This is a genomic window from Sphaerisporangium sp. NPDC088356, from assembly GCF_040685555.1.
In the GTDB taxonomy this organism is placed as follows: domain Bacteria; phylum Actinomycetota; class Actinomycetes; order Streptosporangiales; family Streptosporangiaceae; genus Sphaerisporangium.
Genome location: NZ_JBFBIK010000055.1, coordinates 1 through 16,644, shown reverse-complemented (window position 1 = coordinate 16,644; position 16,644 = coordinate 1). Strand labels below are relative to the sequence as shown.

13 protein-coding genes are annotated in these 16,644 nt (G+C 69.6%); 5 read left to right on the top strand and 8 right to left on the bottom strand.

The annotated features are described in order from the left end of the window. Nucleotides 1–72: 72 nt before the first annotated feature. The 5 genes from AB0O34_RS20915 to AB0O34_RS20895 form a co-directional block, all read right to left on the bottom strand. Nucleotides 73–3,366: an ATP-binding protein gene (locus tag AB0O34_RS20915; RefSeq protein ID WP_363917631.1), complete on the bottom strand. Its 3,294-nt coding sequence runs from the start codon at nucleotides 3,364–3,366 to the stop codon at nucleotides 73–75. Further along, on the bottom strand, nucleotides 3,363–4,013 hold the full coding sequence (locus AB0O34_RS20910) for a hypothetical protein (RefSeq protein ID WP_363917629.1): 651 nt from the start codon (nucleotides 4,011–4,013) through the stop codon (nucleotides 3,363–3,365). Before AB0O34_RS20910 ends, AB0O34_RS20915 begins: the two co-directional genes overlap by 4 nt. Beyond that, on the bottom strand, nucleotides 4,006–5,046 hold the full coding sequence (locus AB0O34_RS20905) for a DUF559 domain-containing protein (RefSeq protein ID WP_363917627.1): 1,041 nt from the start codon (nucleotides 5,044–5,046) through the stop codon (nucleotides 4,006–4,008). The genes AB0O34_RS20910 and AB0O34_RS20905 overlap by 8 nt, the downstream gene beginning before the upstream one ends. Nucleotides 5,047–5,392: 346 nt before the next feature. After that, nucleotides 5,393–6,778 carry a cellulose binding domain-containing protein gene (locus AB0O34_RS20900; RefSeq protein WP_363917625.1) on the bottom strand — a complete coding sequence of 462 codons (1,386 nt, stop codon included), beginning with the start codon at nucleotides 6,776–6,778 and terminating at the stop codon, nucleotides 5,393–5,395. 123 nt (nucleotides 6,779–6,901) lie between these two features. Further along, nucleotides 6,902–8,395, bottom strand: coding sequence for an SDR family oxidoreductase (locus tag AB0O34_RS20895; RefSeq protein WP_363917623.1), 1,494 nt, complete (start codon nucleotides 8,393–8,395; stop codon nucleotides 6,902–6,904). 170 nt (nucleotides 8,396–8,565) lie between these two features. On the opposite strand from AB0O34_RS20895, the gene AB0O34_RS20890 reads away from it, so the two are divergent. From AB0O34_RS20890 to AB0O34_RS20880, 3 genes are all read left to right on the top strand, one after another. Continuing rightward, entirely contained in the window at nucleotides 8,566–8,973 is a 408-nt protein-coding gene (locus AB0O34_RS20890) for a nitroreductase family deazaflavin-dependent oxidoreductase (RefSeq protein WP_363917621.1), read from the top strand. Nucleotides 8,974–9,177: 204 nt separating this feature from the next. Continuing rightward, on the top strand, nucleotides 9,178–9,903 hold the full coding sequence (locus tag AB0O34_RS20885; protein ID WP_363917619.1) for a rhomboid family intramembrane serine protease: 726 nt from the start codon (nucleotides 9,178–9,180) through the stop codon (nucleotides 9,901–9,903). Nucleotides 9,904–9,970: 67 nt separating this feature from the next. Next, nucleotides 9,971–10,243: a DUF4031 domain-containing protein gene (locus AB0O34_RS20880; RefSeq protein ID WP_363917617.1), complete on the top strand. Its 273-nt coding sequence runs from the start codon at nucleotides 9,971–9,973 to the stop codon at nucleotides 10,241–10,243. A 62-nt stretch (nucleotides 10,244–10,305) separates the two neighbouring features. Here AB0O34_RS20880 and AB0O34_RS20875 read toward each other — a convergent pair whose 3' ends face one another. Next, complete coding sequence (locus tag AB0O34_RS20875) at nucleotides 10,306–11,001, bottom strand: metal-dependent phosphohydrolase (protein WP_363917615.1); 696 nt, start codon at nucleotides 10,999–11,001, stop codon at nucleotides 10,306–10,308. Between the two features lie 192 nt (nucleotides 11,002–11,193). Beyond that, on the bottom strand, nucleotides 11,194–11,844 hold the full coding sequence (locus AB0O34_RS20870) for a hypothetical protein (protein ID WP_363917613.1): 651 nt from the start codon (nucleotides 11,842–11,844) through the stop codon (nucleotides 11,194–11,196). Between the two features lie 172 nt (nucleotides 11,845–12,016). Here AB0O34_RS20870 and AB0O34_RS20865 point away from each other — a divergent pair, with 172 nt between their 5' ends. Beyond that, nucleotides 12,017–14,509, top strand: coding sequence for a DUF3516 domain-containing protein (locus tag AB0O34_RS20865; RefSeq protein WP_363917687.1), 2,493 nt, complete (start codon nucleotides 12,017–12,019; stop codon nucleotides 14,507–14,509). 18 nt (nucleotides 14,510–14,527) lie between these two features. Here the strand turns inward: AB0O34_RS20865 and dusB are convergent, their stop codons facing one another. Next, nucleotides 14,528–15,640: a tRNA dihydrouridine synthase DusB gene (gene dusB, locus AB0O34_RS20860; RefSeq protein ID WP_363917611.1), complete on the bottom strand. Its 1,113-nt coding sequence runs from the start codon at nucleotides 15,638–15,640 to the stop codon at nucleotides 14,528–14,530. 132 nt (nucleotides 15,641–15,772) lie between these two features. Here dusB and AB0O34_RS20855 point away from each other — a divergent pair, with 132 nt between their 5' ends. Then, nucleotides 15,773–16,429: an ACT domain-containing protein gene (locus tag AB0O34_RS20855; protein ID WP_363917609.1), complete on the top strand. Its 657-nt coding sequence runs from the start codon at nucleotides 15,773–15,775 to the stop codon at nucleotides 16,427–16,429. Nucleotides 16,430–16,644: the final 215 nt, after the last annotated feature.

Below are 16,644 nucleotides of genomic sequence, written 5' to 3'. Positions count from 1 at the left end.
TTGTTTCAAATCGGTCCGTGTTCCGGACCTACCGCTTGCTCCGGGTCTGCCCGCGGTAGGCCCGGACTGGTGTCACGCGGGCCCGGCCTCCATAGACCTTCTGGCCCTGCCGATGACCTCCTCCGTGGTCAGCGGGCTCTTGGGATGATGGCTCAGGCACAGGGGAGCCTGCATCTTCTCGAACCTCGCTCCCTCCACCGCCGCGTAGAACTGCCCGGTGCTCAGCCGCCCGATGTCGGTGATGTGGCTGCCCTTGGCCTGGGCCATCTCCCTCGCGGCGTCGATCTGCGTCGGGCTGTTCAGCAGGCCGAAGAACTGGGTCGCGGAGTTCCCCGGAATGCGGTTGTGCAGCCCTCTCGGAGCCTGCGTCGCGAAAACCAGCCCAAGCCCGTACTTTCGAGCCTGGGACGCCAGCGCCAGCGTGCTGTGCGTACAGGCGGTCATCGCCCCGGACGGTGCGAACGTCTGCGCCTCGTCCATCACGAACAGTCCCCCCAGCGGGCGGTCGCCGGCCGGATTCTTCTTGATCCAGGCGAACAGCGCCATCTGCAGCTGGTTGACGAAGCTCTGCCGCTGGTCGTCCGACGGCAGGCCGACGAGACTGATCACCGACACGCGGGCCCGCTTCCCCTCGGGCGGGGTCAACAGGATGCCCGGGTCCATCGGCACACCGGCACCACCGAAAAGCGGATCGTTCACCATGGCCGCGGTGAGGTTCTGCGCGATGTCGGCCGCGAGCTTCTCCGCGTAGAGAAGCTCGCTCACCCCGTCCGGCAACGCTGCCAGGACGTCGATGAGGCCCCGAAGACTCGTCGGGCCCCGGCGTCCGTAGTACCGCAGCGTCTCTCGCAGGACGGCCAGTCCCTGATGGACCTTGTTGGTGTTGCCCACGAGCTTGGCGCGGGGAGCGATGGACGCGACGGCGGCGTCTACCGCCTCCCGGAACTCGTCGGGATCATCTGAGACGCCGCTGAAGTCGGGCAACGGCTGGAAGCTGAGCGGACGCCCTCCGTCCCGCAGCGGTGTCCAGACCACGACGTCGGTGTTCGCCAGGTAGTCCTTGGCCTTCCCCGCGTCACCCATGCCCCAGTGCGGCGGCTCCTGCGGCCACCCGTCCCCAAGACGCGCGAGGTCGTTGTTGGGATCGAGCACTATGGACGAGACCCCCTGGAGCGCGCACTCCTCGACCAGACGCCGGATCAGCACGGTCTTACCCGACCCCGACCCAGCGAAGATCGCGGTGTGCTTGCGAAGCGCCTCCAGCTCCACGCTGACGGGCCTGTCGCCGGTGATCGTCGTACCGATCGTGATGGACGGCGCCCGACCCATGATCGTCTTCTTCGCCGGGGGTGATGCCGGGAACGATGCCTCGTCACGGCGCCCCGTGGGAACGCTCCAGGCGTTACCCGCCGGCTCCTCAGCTGTAGAGCTGGAGGCCCCATTCCCGGCCGTTGTCGTGGGGTGCCCGGCGTCCGCCGATGTCATGGACGACCCCGTGAACCGGACGACGTCCTCGGCACTTCCGGGAGGAGTGTCCCCGTTGTCACCCAGGGTCTCTTTGAACAGCTTGATGTCGCCGGCAGGCTTTCGCTCCACGAGCCAGGCATGCAGGTTCGGGGGATTCTCAGCCAGCAGATCCCGCAGCGCGACGAGTACCTTCAGATCGTCGTCGTCGCCGACGGAAAGTACCCTGCCACCGGCCTTCTCAAACGCTGTGACAGCCTCTTGCGTACGATCGCCGTGCGACCATTCTTTGTTCCGCAGCACGAACAACCGTCGTTTCGGCACCTCGGCATCCAACCCAGCGGCCACGCACGCGGTGCGCAGACGGTTGAGCGCAGCCCTCGCGTTGTCGGCATTGATCGCGCGAAAGCACCAGTGCACCTCGTCCTGGACAGATTCGTCCAGGGTGCGGCGAAGGCGAGCATGCAGGGGTGGCTTGGAGCTGGGTGGCGCGTCCTGGCTGAATTCGTGCTCGGCTTCGCCCTGCCCGGCGATCCAGGCGGTGAGCCCCGCTGACAGGAGCTCGGGCATGACGACGTCCTCGGTTGTGAAGTCCAAGACCGTCGTGACATCCGCCGCGTCCCTCAGTTCCGCGAACCTCGTCTCCAGGACGGCCAGCTCACGCGAGGGCGCGCTCGATCCTCCAGTGATACAGGACCCGCCGTTGATGACGATCTGATCGGTCAGGCGCTCCATCTCCCTGACCTCGCCAGTGGCCAAGCATGCCTGAACATGGCTATCGATCTTGATCAGGAGCTGCCGTGGGGTGAAGTCCGGTGCGTCTTCGAACGCGGACGGTTTGACCGGCCACGTCGGGTAGGGCGGGCGGAAGCCAGCCTTACGGAACCGCTCTGCGAACCTCTTCTCGACCAAGTTGAGGCCGATCTTGGAATCAGGGATCGTCATGAGCGGGAGCGCCTGCCGGAACCGGTCGCGAACGGTGTCGGTCGCGGCCTCCTCGATCAGCACCCATGACACCGGGATGCACGAGACCACGGTGAGCGTGCGGTGAGTGTGCTCCCGCAATGACATGAGTCCACCCGCGATCTGTTCGATCACAAGGGCTTGCCGCCAGTCCTGCCGGGCATCCTGGCTCGTGGTGAGGGATGCCTGCTGGATGAGCGGATCGATCTGGTCCACGGCGATGACGGACGGCCCTGTGAACGCGAGGAGCCGGGAGATGTCCCGGACGATCTCCTGCGGTGACTTGCGGCTGCGCCGCATCCCCCACTGAGCCCGCTCGCCCGGTTCTTCCTCCGGCTGCGAGGACAGGTAGGTGCTTCCCACGTCCTGCGCCCGCAGATCATCAGAGGCTCGCAGGACCAGTGCTCTGGCGGTGTCCTGCGCGTCAGCGCCCACCCGACTGTCGAACCGGCGCAGCCCTTCCACGAATGAGTCGAGAGCTCCCCTCGTGAGCGGGGCCCTGCCGATCAGCTCCCGTCGCGCCAGTCGCGGCACACCCACGAGCGACGACAGGCGTCTCAGGAACATCCTGAGCTGGCTCTCGCCGTCCATCTCCCGCGCCAGGCTGTCCAGCATCGAGACGACGACGCTGTCCCAGAAGTCCCTTGCATCAAGCAGACCCACCAGGAAGAAGTAGCCGCCGCAGTCCCTCTGGACCTTCTCTCGCACCCAGCCGAGCATGTGCGTCTTCCCAGTACCCCGTTGACCCTGGAGGATCACCCCGATGGGGCTGGCCTCCACACTGTCGCCCGCCTCCTCCAGCCCGTCGAGGATGGTCTGGGCTGTACGGCGGTGCAAGCCGTCGACGTGGAACTGCGAGGGACGCCATACATCGCCGGGTCCCTCCACATAGTTGAATCTGAGCGCCTCCAGAGCGCACCGCTCCTCGTCGGTCATCATGCTCCGATCCACAGGACGTGCTTCTCCTGGTCGCCGATGGTCACCGCCGCCTCACGGTCCTCCGCGGTGAGCATCTTCTGATTCGATTCAGGGACGATGTTCACGTCCGAAAGGCGGTTCATCGCCCTTAGGGCATCGTCAATCACCGCTCTCGGCAGGTCCGACAGAAGCGGTCGAAGCCGGGTGATGCTCACATATGTGCCCGGTCGCGCGGCGAGCTCGGCGTAGGCGGCGCGGATTCGCTTCTCAACATCGGGATCGGCGGATGACACGGGAGTCTGGCTCTCCATCGCTCCGAAGATGTTGGCCAGCCGGCTGTCGGTGCTCTCCATGAACTCGTGAAGACCGCCCAGCACTCCGGACAGCGCGGCGTACACGACATAGGGCACCCTGCTGCCGGGAGCCGGGATGCCGTGTTTGAGTTCCTTACCCAGGTGCCCCCAGCCCGCGTCGGTCAATATGTGAGCGTACGCGCGCCCCTGCTTCCTGGTGTCCACCAGCTTAAGAGCGTTCAAGTGCAGGCGTTCTTTGCCGGTGAGCGTCACGCCGTAACGCTCCTGAAGCTCGGTGTTCGAGACCTCGCCCGCCTCCCGCATCAGTATCAGGAGGAAGGCGGTTTCGGGGAGTGACAGTTTTTCGTCAGACACGTTGTGATCCTTCGAATGTTGGGGTGCGGCGGCCGTGGAGGAAACGCCTCACCTGGCCGGCGACGGCTTCTGTATCGGTTAAGACCTGGTCATTCGTGAAGCGCAGGACGGCGTAGCCGTCGAGTTGGAGTTGCACGTCGCGGTGCCGGTCGGCCGCGAACTTGAGCGAGGCCCGGTGTTCGTGGCCGTCGATCTCGACCACGACCCGCTCCTCCTGCCACAGCAGGTCGACCCGGATGGGGTTGGCCAGAGCGTGCGACTGGTAGGTCTGGTTCCACGCCCGTCCGCGCGCCCATGAGCACGACGCCAGCGCCGCCTCAAGGGCCCGTTCCGCCTTGCTGGCCGGGTGGGGTATTCCGGCGACGGCCGGGTACCTGAGGGGACCGCCGCCCTCCGGCAGCGGCGGCGCCTCCCGGCCAAGGCCGTCCGCCTCACCGGGCACGCGTAGCGTCATCGCCTCCACGCGATCGACGGTGGCCAGCGGCGGGCCCGTCAGCCAGACGCCGAACCCTCCCCGGTCGGCCAGCCACTCGCACCCGGCGACGAACACCTCTTCCTCGAAGGGCGTGAGACCCTCGGGGACCTGCATGAGGATCGCGGCCTCACGCCGGCCGAAGCTGGACGCGAGCACCCGCGCGAGACCGGCGGCCCGCGCCTCGGCACCGAACCGGGTCGCCCGCGCCTCGGCACCGAACCGGGTGGCCTCGGGGCCCGACCGGGTGGTCCCGCGCGGCGGGGCCGCCAATGACAGTTCGGCCAGGTCGGCTAGAAATGGTCCGAAGTGGTGGCTGGTGGAGGCCAGTCGCATGGCGAGGGCACGCGCGGCGCGCACCCCCGCGCCGCCGGGACCGTCGATGCCTTCCGCGCCTGGGAGCCAGGTGGGGAACAGGTCGATGGCGGCGTTTTCCAGTTCGCGCAGGACCGTGGAGACCATTTCGGCCACCGAACGTGCCGCGTCCGGGAAGTACGTGAGGATCGCGGGCGCGCCGTCAGGGGGTGGTTCCACCGACAATGCGGTGACGTCGGCATTCACCCCTGAAAGCCGCACTACGCGACCTATCGGCAAGTCCACCCACGACAGCGCCACGCTTTTCCCTCGGATTCCAGCCGTTCCCGTTGGCCTGCCGAGGTTATAGGGAAAGCACCGCCAAGCGCACCATTTTTCCCAAGAGTTGTTAATTTGCACGGCTTTCACCTGGGCAGCAGCGACAAGGACCCCTCAGACGCCCGAATGCGGTAATCGGTTTACCTGCCCGTTGGACCGATACACCGGGTAAGCAATAAAGGGATGAATACCAGAAAGTGGTAACAGTCCGTGCCTTGAATGCAGCAAGGGCCGGGTACGGCAATGCCGTACCCGGCCCCACAGGTGAGGAGGATCAGCCGAGCGAGCAGGCGGATCCGTTCAACGTGTACGCCGTCGGCGAGGCATCGCTGGAGCCCCAGGTGCCCTGGAAGCCGAACGAGGTGTTACCGCCGGGCGGGATCGACCCGTTGTGCGCGACGTTCTTGGCGGTCACGGCGGCGCCGCTCTGCGTCACGGTGGCGTTCCAGGCGCTGGTCACCCTCTGGTCGCCGGGGAAGGAGAAGGCGAGGGTCCAGCCGTTCACCGCGCTGGTGCCGGTGTTGGTGACGGTCAAGTTGGCCGTGAACCCGCCCGCCCACTCGTTCTTGACGTACGCGACCTTGCAGGCCCCGCCGCCCCCGCCGCCCGAGGCGGTGGTCACCGTGACGGTGTTGGAGGCAGGTGAGGTGTTGCCGGCGGCGTCGCGTGCCCGTACCGAGAAGGAGTACGACGTCGAGGCCGACAGCCCGGTGGCGTTGTAGGACGTGCCGCTCGCCGTGCCCACCACGGTGCTGCCCCGGTAGACGTCGTACCCGGTCACGCCCACGTTGTCGGTGGACGGGCTCCACGACAGGCTGACGCTGCTGGAGGTCACGTTGGAGGCCGCCAGGTTCGAGGGAGCGCTGGGCGCGGTCGTGTCGCCGCCGCCGGAACCGCCGATGCTGTAGGAGAAGTTGTTCACCGCGAGCCCCGTGCCGCCGACCCAGGGCTCGAACCCGGCCTGCACGCTGGTGATGTACCACGAGCTCTGCGCGTACCGCCGGCTCAGCATGTCGTTGTAGAACGCGCTGACCGGGAAGCTGATCGAGCTGGTCGGCGAGGTGCGCACGTACGAGACGACGTTCCAGCCGCTGTTGCCGTACCACACGTCCCACGTGCCGCCGGCGAGGTTGACGGTGGCGACCCGGGAGCCGACCGGCTGGACCGACCCGGTGTGGTTGAGCCAGACCATCAGCTCTGCGCCGGTGTTCTGCCCGTCCGTGCGTGCCGTCGGGTCGAACCAGATGTCGTACGACGCGTCGTACACCCCCGACGAGGGGTACGTCATGCTGACGCTGGTCTGGATGCCGGAGAACCTGCTGTCCGACACGCGCAGCGGCAGCCCGCTGCCGGCGGTGCAGTTCGCGTAGTGGCAGCCGGCGTAGACCGCGGGGTAGGAGCCGGGGGCGCCGTTCTGCGGCTTGTTGTGGCTCGCCTGGGTGACGGTGAACCCGGTCGAGGTGACGTTGATGCACTGCTGGGTGTCGTCGCCCCAGTTGTTGTTGATCACCGCGTACTTGCCGCCCGCGATCGTCGTCGCGCCGTACTTCTCGCAGATCACGGTGTCCGCCCTGGCCGGGCCGGTGACCACCACCGTCATGAGGATCGAGCCCGCGGCGGCGAGGACGGCCGTCAGGGCTCGCAGTGCTCGACGTTTCATCTTGACTCCGGGGGGATGAAGTGGTGGGAGCGCTCCCATTCACCCGTGACCCTAGGACGGGCTCACGGCCCCGGAACAGCGGCCGTTAGGAGGTCGGGCTCTCCCCCACCACCTGAACAGGCATTACACCCGGTCCCGCGGTGAAACTTTCACCTCCCGCGCCGCCTGGGCGACCGCGGCCCTGCCCACGTTGCCGGGCATCCCGCCGAAGATGAACCCGTGGAACGGGTACACGCCCCACCAGTACAGGTGGCCGAGCAGGCCCCGCGGGTGGAAGATCGCCCGCTGGCCGTACACCGTCCTGCCGTTCTCCCGCCGGCAGGTGAGCTCCAGCCAGGCGAGGCCGGGCAGCCGCATCTCGGCCCGCAGCCGGAGCAGGTGGCCCGGCTCGATCGCCTCCACGCGCCAGAAGTCGAGCGCGTCGCCGACGCGGAGCTTGAAGGGGTCGCGCCTGCCCCTGCGCAGCCCCACCCCGCCGAAGGCGCGGTCGAGCAGGCCCCGGATCCGCCAGGCGAGCGGGAGGGAGTACCACCCGGTGTCGCCCCCGATGCCCTCGATCACCCGCCAGAGCGCCTCGGGCGGCGCGTCGACCACCTCGGTGCGCTCGTCGACGTACAGGCTGCCGCCCGCCCAGTCGGGGTCGGTGGGCAGCGGGTCGCTCGGCGCGCCGGGGGTCGAGGCCGACGACCAGCGGGTGGCGACGTCGGCGTCCTTGATGCGGCGCAGGGCAAGCCGCACCGCGTCGCGGAACCCGATCAGCCCTTGGGGCGGATCGGGGATGTACCTGGCGATGTCGTGGTCCCGGCAGACCGCCTCGTTGCGCAGCGACTCCACCAGCGGCCGCGCCACCCCGGCGGGGACGGGCGTGACCAGGCCCACCCAGTGGCTGGACAGGCTGGGCGTGAGCAGCGGCACGGGGATGATGAGCCGGGGAGGCAGCCCGGCCACGGCGGCGTAGCCCTGCATCATCTCGGCGTAGGTCAGGACGCTCGGCCCGCCGATGTCGAACCCGCGGTTCGTCCCCTCGGGGATGTCGACCGCGTTCAAGAGGTAGCGGAGCACGTCCCTGATCGCGATGGGCTGGGTGCGGGTGCGCACCCAGCGCGGCGTCGTCATGACCGGGAGCCGTTCGGTGAGATACCGCAGCATCTCGAAGGAGACCGACCCGGAACCGATGATCACCGAGGCCCTGAACGCCACCGTCGGCACCCCGGAGCCGAGAAGGATCCGCTCCACCTCCGCACGCGACCTCATGTGGGGTGAGGGCCGCTCCGCGGGGGTCAGGCCGCCGAGGTAGACGATGCGGCGCACCCCGGCGTCCCTCGCCGCCGCGGCGAACGTCGAGGCCGCCCGCCGGTCGCGCTCGGCGAAGTCACGGCCGGCGGCCATGGTGTGGATCAGGTAGTAGGCGATGTCCACGCCTTCGAGCGCCGCGCGGGTCTCCCGCTCGCGGGTCGCGTCCGCCTCGGCGGCCTCCACCCGGTCGCGCCACACCTGGCCGCGCAGGCGGTCCGCCGAGCGGACCATGCAGCGCACGTCGTGGCCGGCGTCCAGCAACTCGGGAACCAGCCTCCCGCCGATGTAGCCGGTCGCGCCGGTCACCAGACACCGGGTCATCTGACCACCCCCGCTGATTGCCTTCGTACCCAGTGCCCTACCCGGTTGCGTCCGTCCCGCCTTCGCCCGCCTGCTCACCCGGTTCACCGACGGCATGGCCCGGGAGCCGGATTAGCGGGGCTGGTTAGGGTAGGCCACCGGAAGTACAGGTCGATTCGGAAGGTGAACCGATGCTTTACGGCAAAGAGCACGTGGACAGATATCGCGCGACCGATGGCAAGGAGGGTCACGAATGGAACGGCACGACCGTCCTGCTGCTGACCACCACGGGGCGCAACAGCGGGCAAGAGCACACCAACCCGCTGATCTACCAGAAGCACGGTGACGACTACGTCATCGTGGCCTCCAAGGGCGGCGACCCGAAGGCGCCCGACTGGTACCAGAACCTCCAGGCGAACCCGGACGTGGACGTCCAGGTCGAGGGTGACAAGTTCCGCGCGCGTGCCCGCACGGCGACGCCCGAGGAGAAGCCCGAGGTCTGGCGGCTGATGACGGCCACCTGGCCGCAGTACGACGAGTACCAGACCAAGACCGACCGCGAGATCCCGGTCGTGATCCTCGAACGCGTCGGGAGCTGAGGGGCACCGCCGGACGCGCCCACCGTTGAGCCGCTCGCGCGCGCCAGGCCTGACAGCGCTCAGCCCTGGCGCGTCGCGCTCTCTCCTGTGACCGGCCCCGATCACCGGTGGCCCTCCTGGCGTGAAGTTTGCGAAGATACCTGCGGCGGCCCTCCCGGCCGTACCGCCGGCAGGCGTTCCGGCGCGCGCCGTCAGGAGGCAGGGGTGGGCACCGAAAACCGGAAGGCCGAGATCATGGTCGCCGAGGCCCAGAAGGCGTTCTGGGTCATGGTCGGCTTCCTCGCCTTCATCTGGGTCGTGCAGATCGCCAACTGGGCCTCGGGCTACTCCCTCAGCCAGTCCTTCGGCATCGCCGCGCGCGATCCGTCGCGGCTGCCCGGCATCGTCTCGGCGCCCTTCCTGCACTGGAGCTGGGCGCACATCGAGGGCAACTCGGGGCCGCTGTTCGTCTTCGGCTTCCTCGCCGCCTACCGGGGGGTGATGAAGTTCCTCGGCGTCACCGCGCTGATCGCCGTGGCGAGCGGCCTCGGCGTGTGGTTCATCTCCAGCCCGCTCACCGTCACGGCGGGCGCCAGCGGCGTGGTCTTCGGCTACTTCGGCTACATCCTGGTACGGGGCATCTTCGACCGGCACCGCATCGACATCGTCGTGGGGCTGGTCATGGCGCTGTGCTTCGCCTACCAGTTCACCGGGCTGCTGCCGAGCGACGAGTTCAGCTGGCAGGGGCACCTGTTCGGCTTCGTCGGCGGCATCCTCGGCGGCTGGCTGTTCCGCGACCGGCGCCCGCGCGCCGCGGCGGCCACGCAGGGCGCCCCCGCCGCCAGGCCGGTCGGCGGCTCCCCCGCCAGGGGCCTGGAGCGGCCACCGGCCACCAGCGGCGATCCCTCCCGGGCCGCGCTGATGAAAGAGCTCGACGACCTGGGTCTCTGACCGGCCTCACGCATCCTGCCCCGTGGTCAGCGCGCGTCGTACACCTGAGTGTCAGTATCGTCCCTGTGTGACCGTCCTCATCGATCCGCCCAACTGGCCGGGGCCGCGTGGCCTGCTCTGGTCTCACCTGGTCAGCGACTCCTCGCTGGAGGAGCTGCACGCCTTCGCGGGGCGGCTCGGCGTGCCCGGCAGGGCGTTCGACCGCGACCACTACGACGTGCCGGAGACGGTGTACGCGCGGGCGGTCGAGCTGGGAGCCGAGCCGGTGGACTCCAGGACGCTGGTCAGGCGCCTGACCGACGCGGGCCTCCGGAGGCGCCGCCGCCGCACGGCCTGCTGACGCCGGTCACGGCCTATTGACGCCGATCACGGCCTCGTGAGCCGGTCACGGCCTCGGCGGGTTCACGCCAGAGCGGCCAGCTCGGCCCGTACGTTCTCGCGGGCCGAGGACTCCCACAGGTCGCGCGCCACCGAGGTGCGGTACAGCGAGGGCATCGCGAGGAGGCTCTCCAGCACCCGCGACCTGCCCGCCCGGAACGCCTCGTCGGGCACGTGCCGGTACTCCTCCCGCACGGCGTGGGCATAGGCGTCGTACCCGGGCCCGGCCAGCACCGCGAGGTCGGCGTCGCAGAGCACCTCGCCGTCGCGGTCGCCCGGCGCCGGGTCGTGGGTGGCCGTCAGCCGTACGAGCCTGGCCACCTCGCCGACCAGCCCTATACCTCCCCCGGGAGACCATCGGTCACCGCTGCCGGCAGGCCGCCCGGCGCCGCTCGCTGGAGGGTGCTCGGGCCGGGCCGTTCCCGGCAGCGGCAGCAGGCGGGGAAGGCGGGACTGGGCGAGCTGGGCGCTGCGTTCCTCGTCGCGGCCGGGCCTGCCGTCGTACACCGCGTCGTGGAACCAAGCGGCCAGCCGCACCGCCACCGGGTCGGCGGCGAGCACGGCGATCGGCTCGATGGCGGCGAGCACCGCCCGCAGGTGGTCGAGCGTGTGGTAGCGCCGGTGCGGCTCCGACCACCGCCCGATCAGCTCGGCCCCGACGGCCAGAGCCGCCGGGGAGCCGCCCGCGAGCCCCGACCACTCGACCGCGAGATCACGCATGCCGCCCATCGTGTCACGCGTCCGCCCGCCCCGAAGCGTCCGTTCACCCCAAAGCGTCCGCCCGCCCCGAAGCGTCCGTTCACCCCAAAGCCTCCGCCGGCCCCAAAGCGTCCGTCCGCCCGAAGGCACCCGAATGGTTCTCCGGAACGCGCCCGAAGGCGTTCGTCCGGCCGCGTGCGTCCGGGAAGGCGATCAGTCGGCGATGTAGGAGATCGAGCGCACCTCGTACCCGCGCGCCTTGCTGCCGCGCGTGTGCATGAACATGGCGCCGCCCTCGTAGGAGTAGGCGCAGGACTTCCCGCCGTTTTCGGGGTTGCATCCCTGGAAGATGTAGCCGACCCCGCCGAACTTGACGCGGAACAGCGTCTTCACCGCGCCCGTGGAGGCGATCTCCAGGCCGCGGTTCCTGTCCCCCGCCTTCCAGGCCCCGTAGAGGTACTTCGCGGCCTTGTCGGCGGTGGTGAGATGCCGTGACTCGTACACCTTGGCGACGGTGTCGCCCGAGACGATCATCCGGATGCCGTTGAGGGCGCCGGGCACGCGGACGCTGGTGTGGACGAACCGGCATGTGGTGCCGGTGCAGCCGTCGAACCGGTCCGGCGCCCGGTAGGCGTACGCGAACAGCGTCTTCACCGCCGCCGGGGTCGCCACGGCCGCCGCCGCGCTCCTGTCGTGCCCCAGCCAGGCCCTGAACAGCCTCTTCGCGACGCTCGCCGGGGCCAGTACCGCCTCCGTCGCCTTCACGGCCGTGGCGGCCCCCGCCGCCGTGCCCGCCTCGGCGGGCACGGGCAGGACCAGCATTCCCGCCGCCGCCAGGACCACGGCCGCCTTCGATCCACGCATCGCCACTCCCTTTACCCCTGGAGCCTGTCCCGGCTCCCGCAGGAAGACGCGGTGACGGGCACCGGGGTTCACAGGATTCACCGGGCGAGGGGGCCGTTCGCCTCCCTGTAAGCCGCCTGAGGACCCTCGTCTGACCGCGCTTTGGACCGACCATGGCGCGGCTTTCGGCAGTATTGACGGTGTGACCCTCCTCGAGCACCTTCCCCAGGACACCGGCCCCGACGCCCTCTTCGAGGCCTTCGTGGAATGGAACTCCCAGCGCGGGCTCACGTTGTACCCCGCGCAGGAGGAGGCGCTCATCGAGATCCTCTACGGCAACAACGTGATCCTCGCCACGCCGACGGGGTCCGGCAAGAGCCTGGTCGCGGCGGGCGCCCACTTCGCCGCGCTCGCCGCCGGCAAGCGCACCTTCTACACCGCGCCCATCAAGGCCCTGGTGTCGGAGAAGTTCTTCGACCTGTGCGCGGTCTTCGGCACCGAGAACGTCGGCATGATGACCGGCGACGCCGCCGTCAACGCCTCGGCGCCGATCATCTGCTGCACGGCGGAGATCCTCGCCAACATCGCCCTGCGCGACGGCAGGGACGCCGACATCGGCCAGGTCGTGATGGACGAGTTCCACTTCTACGCCGAGCCCGACCGTGGCTGGGCCTGGCAGGTGCCGCTGCTGGAGCTGCCGCAGGTGCAGTTCGTCCTGATGTCGGCGACGCTCGGCGACATGACGCGGTTCGAGACCGACCTGACGCGGCGCACCGGGCGCGAGACCGCCGTGGTCCGCTCGGCGACGCGCCCCGTCCCGCTCTACTACAGCTACCGCACCACCCCGCTGCACGAGACGCTGGAGGAGCTCCTCTCCACCCAGTCGGCGCCGGTCTACGTGGTCCACTTCACCCAGGCGTCGGCCATGGAGCGGGCCCAGGCCCTGATGAGCGTCAACATGTCGACAAAGGCGGAAAAAGAGGCAATCGCCTCGCTCATCGGTCGTTTCCGGTTCACCACGAAGTTCGGACGGGCGCTCTCCCGGCTCGTACGGCACGGCATCGGCGTCCACCACGCGGGAATGCTGCCGAAGTACCGGCGGCTCGTGGAGCGCCTCGCCCAGGCCGGGCTCCTGAAGGTCATCTGCGGCACCGACACCCTCGGCGTCGGCGTCAACGTGCCGATCCGCACGGTGCTGTTCACGGCGCTCAGCAAGTACGACGGCAACCGCGTCCGCCTGCTGCGCGCCCGCGAGTTCCACCAGATCGCCGGGCGCGCGGGCCGGGCGGGCTTCGACACCCTCGGCTACGTCGTCTGCCAGGCCCCCGACCACGTCGTGGAGAACGAGAAGGCCCTGGCCAAGGCCGGGGACGACCCCAAGAAGCGCCGCAGGGTCGTGCGCAAGAAGGCCCCCGAGGGCTTCGTGAGCTGGGGCGAGGAGACCTTCGAGCGCCTCCAGAAGGCCGAGCCCGAGCCGCTGAGCTCGCGGTTCAAGGTCAGCAACGCCATGCTCCTGGCCGTCATCAACCGTCCCGGCGACTGCTTCGCGGCGATGAAGAGCCTGCTCACCGACAACCACGAGGAGCGCAGGGCCCAGCGCCGGCACATCAGCCACGCGATCGCGATCTACCGCTCACTGCTGGCGGGCGGGGTGGTCGAGAAGCTGAGCGAGCCCGACGAATACGGCCGCATGGCCCGCCTCACCGTCGACCTCCAGCAGGACTTCGCGCTCAACCAGGTGCTGTCGACGTTCGCCCTGGCGGCCTTCGACCTGCTGGACGCCGCGTCGGTGACGTACCCGCTGGACATCGTCTCGATCGTCGAGTCCACGCTGGACGACCCCCGCCAGATCCTGCACTCCCAGCTGAACAAGGCGCGCGGCGAGGCCGTGGCGCAGATGAAGGCCGACGGCATCGAGTACGAGGAGCGCATGGAGCTCCTCACCGAGATCACCTATCCCATGCCGCTCCAGGAGCTGCTGTTCGGTGCGTACGAGACGTACAGGCGCGGGCACCCGTGGGTGGGCGACTACGCCGTCAGCCCCAAGTCGGTCGTGCGCGAGATGTACGAGCGGGCGATGACGTTCACCGAGTACGTGCAGTTCTACGAGCTGGCGAGGTCCGAGGGCACGGTGCTGCGCTACCTCGCCGACGCCTACCGCACGCTGAGCCGCACCGTCCCCGACCACATGAAGACCGAGGACCTGCAAGATCTCATCGAGTGGCTCGGCGAGCTGGTCCGCCAGGTGGACTCCAGCCTGCTCGACGAGTGGGAGCAGCTGCAGAACCCCGGCGACGAGCTGGAGCGGCCGAGCCTGGAGGAGAACACCAGGCCGGTAACCGGCAACCGGCGGGCCTTCCGGGTCCTCGTGCGCAACGCCATGTTCCGCATGGTCGAGCTGGCCGCCCTGGAGCGCTACGACGAGCTGCGCGAGCTGGCCGACATCGACTGGGAGAGCGCGCTCGACGCGTACTTCGAGGAGCACGACGAGATCCGCACCGGCCCGGACGCGCGCGGCCCGGCCCTGCTGCTCATCGAGGAGGAGAAGGAGCTCTGGCGGGTCAGGCAGGTGCTGCACGACCCCGCGGAGGACCACGACTGGGGCATCAGCGCCCAGGTCGACCTCGCCGCCTCCGACGAGGAGGGCCGCGCCGTCGTCCACGTCACCGCGGTCGACCGCCTCTGACCCGGGAGGGGCAGGGCCTCAGCCGCCCGAGGAGTCGAGCTCGGCCCCTTCGGGGACCACGATGTCGTAGGGGTCGTCGAGCCAGCCGGCGGGCAGGTGGACCCGCTCGCGGGCGTTGGACTTGCCGCGCGGCCCGTCGGCGGCCTCCCCCGGCCACGGCTGGTCCGGCGGCAGGAGGGCCAGGCGCTCGCCGAGCTCTGCCAGGGACCCGGCGGTGGCGAGCTCGCGGCGGGCCTCAGCGCCGACGGTGAAGCCCTTGAGGTACCAGCCGATGTGCTTGCGGAAGTCCAGGACGCCGTGGGTCTCGCTGCCGAAGCACTCGACGAGCAGCTCGGCGTGCCGCCTCATGGTCGCGGCCACCTCGCCCAGCGTCGGCCTGACACGCTCGTCCCGGCCCTCGAAGGCGTTGTCGAGGTCGCGGAAGAGCCAGGGACGGCCGAGGCACCCACGGCCCACCACGACCCCGTCACAGCCCGTGCGCTCCATCATGCGGAGCGCGTCGCCGGCGCTCCAGATGTCCCCGTTGCCGAGCACGGGGATCTCCGGGACCGCGTCCTTCAGGCGGGCGATGGACTCCCAGTCGGCCTCGCCGCCGTAGTGCTGCACCGCCGTACGGCCGTGCAGGGCGATGGCGCTCAGCCCCTCCTCGACGGCGATGCGGCCCGCGTCGAGGTAAGTCAGGTGATCGTCGTCGATGCCCTTGCGCATCTTCATCGTGACCGGCAGCGTGCCTGCGTTGGCCACGGCCTCGCGCAGGATGCGCCGGAGCAGGTCGCGCTTGTACGGCAGCGCCGACCCGCCGCCCCGCCTGGTGACCTTGGGCACCGGGCAGCCGAAGTTGAGGTCGACGTGGTCGGCCAGGCCCTCCTCGGCGATGATCTGGACGGCCCTGCCCACGATGGCGGGGTCGACGCCGTAGAGCTGGATGCTCCTTGGCCGCTCCCCCGGCTCGAAGCGGATCATCGCGAACGTCTTGGCGTTGCGCTCGACCAGGGCCCGCGTCGTGATCATCTCGGAGACGTACAGGCCACCGCCCTGCTCACGGCAGAGCGCGCGGAAGGCGGCGTTGGTGACTCCCGCCATCGGCGCGAGGACCACCGGGGGCCAGACCTCGATCGCACCTATCTTCACCTGCCCATTTGTACCTCACAACGGGGCAGGTCGCGTGAATCGCCTGGTCCGGCCCCTGCCGCTTGGACCGGAGGGAGCATGGACGGATAGATTGGGACCGGGTGCTGTCGCACGTGACACCGGAGGCGCTGGATGCTCCTGAGACTGCGTATCTCACTTCCTGACCGCCCGGGTTCCCTGGGCCAGGTGACACGCGTCCTCGGGATCGCGGGTGCCGACATCATCCAGCTCGTCGTGCTGGAGCGCGGCGAGGGCCGGGCCGTGGACGACCTCACGGTCTTCTGGCCCGACTCGGCCCCGCGCGCCACCCTCGTCCAGGGGCTCGAAACCGTTCCAGAGATCATCGTCGAAGGGGTGTGGGGCACCCGCGAGGCCCCGGGCACCTACCCCGAGCTGGAGATCCTGAAGTACATCACCACGGCCGGAGACCGTGCCCTGGCCACGCTGATCGACTCCATGCCCGTGCTGTTCAGCGCCGACTGGGCCGCCGCCGCCACGGAGAAGACCCCCAGGGCCGTCGTCCACTCCAGCTGGCGGGCCCCGACCGACGTGCCGTTCCCCTCCGTCACGCCTCCCCGGCCCGAGGCGCACACCCTGCCCTCCGGCCTTCACATCGTCGCGGCGCCCCTGCCGCCGCTCGCGCTCACGTTCCTGCTGGCCAGGGCCGACGGGCCGCCGTTCCACCGCATCGAGGTCCACCGGCTCACCCGGATCCTGGAGATCTTCCTCACCCTGCCGGCCGTCGAGCGCAGCGTGGCCCGCACCTTCCGCGGCTCGGCCACCCACTAGAGGTCCGCGTACGGCCCGGCGGGCGGGGCTTGCGTGCCGATCGACCGGCGGGTGAGGGCAGGGGCTCCCGTGCCGATCGCCCGGCCGGTTAGGCACAGGCGGGGAAAACCCGCTAGAGTTCCGTGACGTCGCCGCGGGAGGGCAACCGCCCTGCGGAAGACATGCGGACGTGGCTCAGCTGGTAGAGCATCACCTTGCCAAGGTGAGGGTCGCGG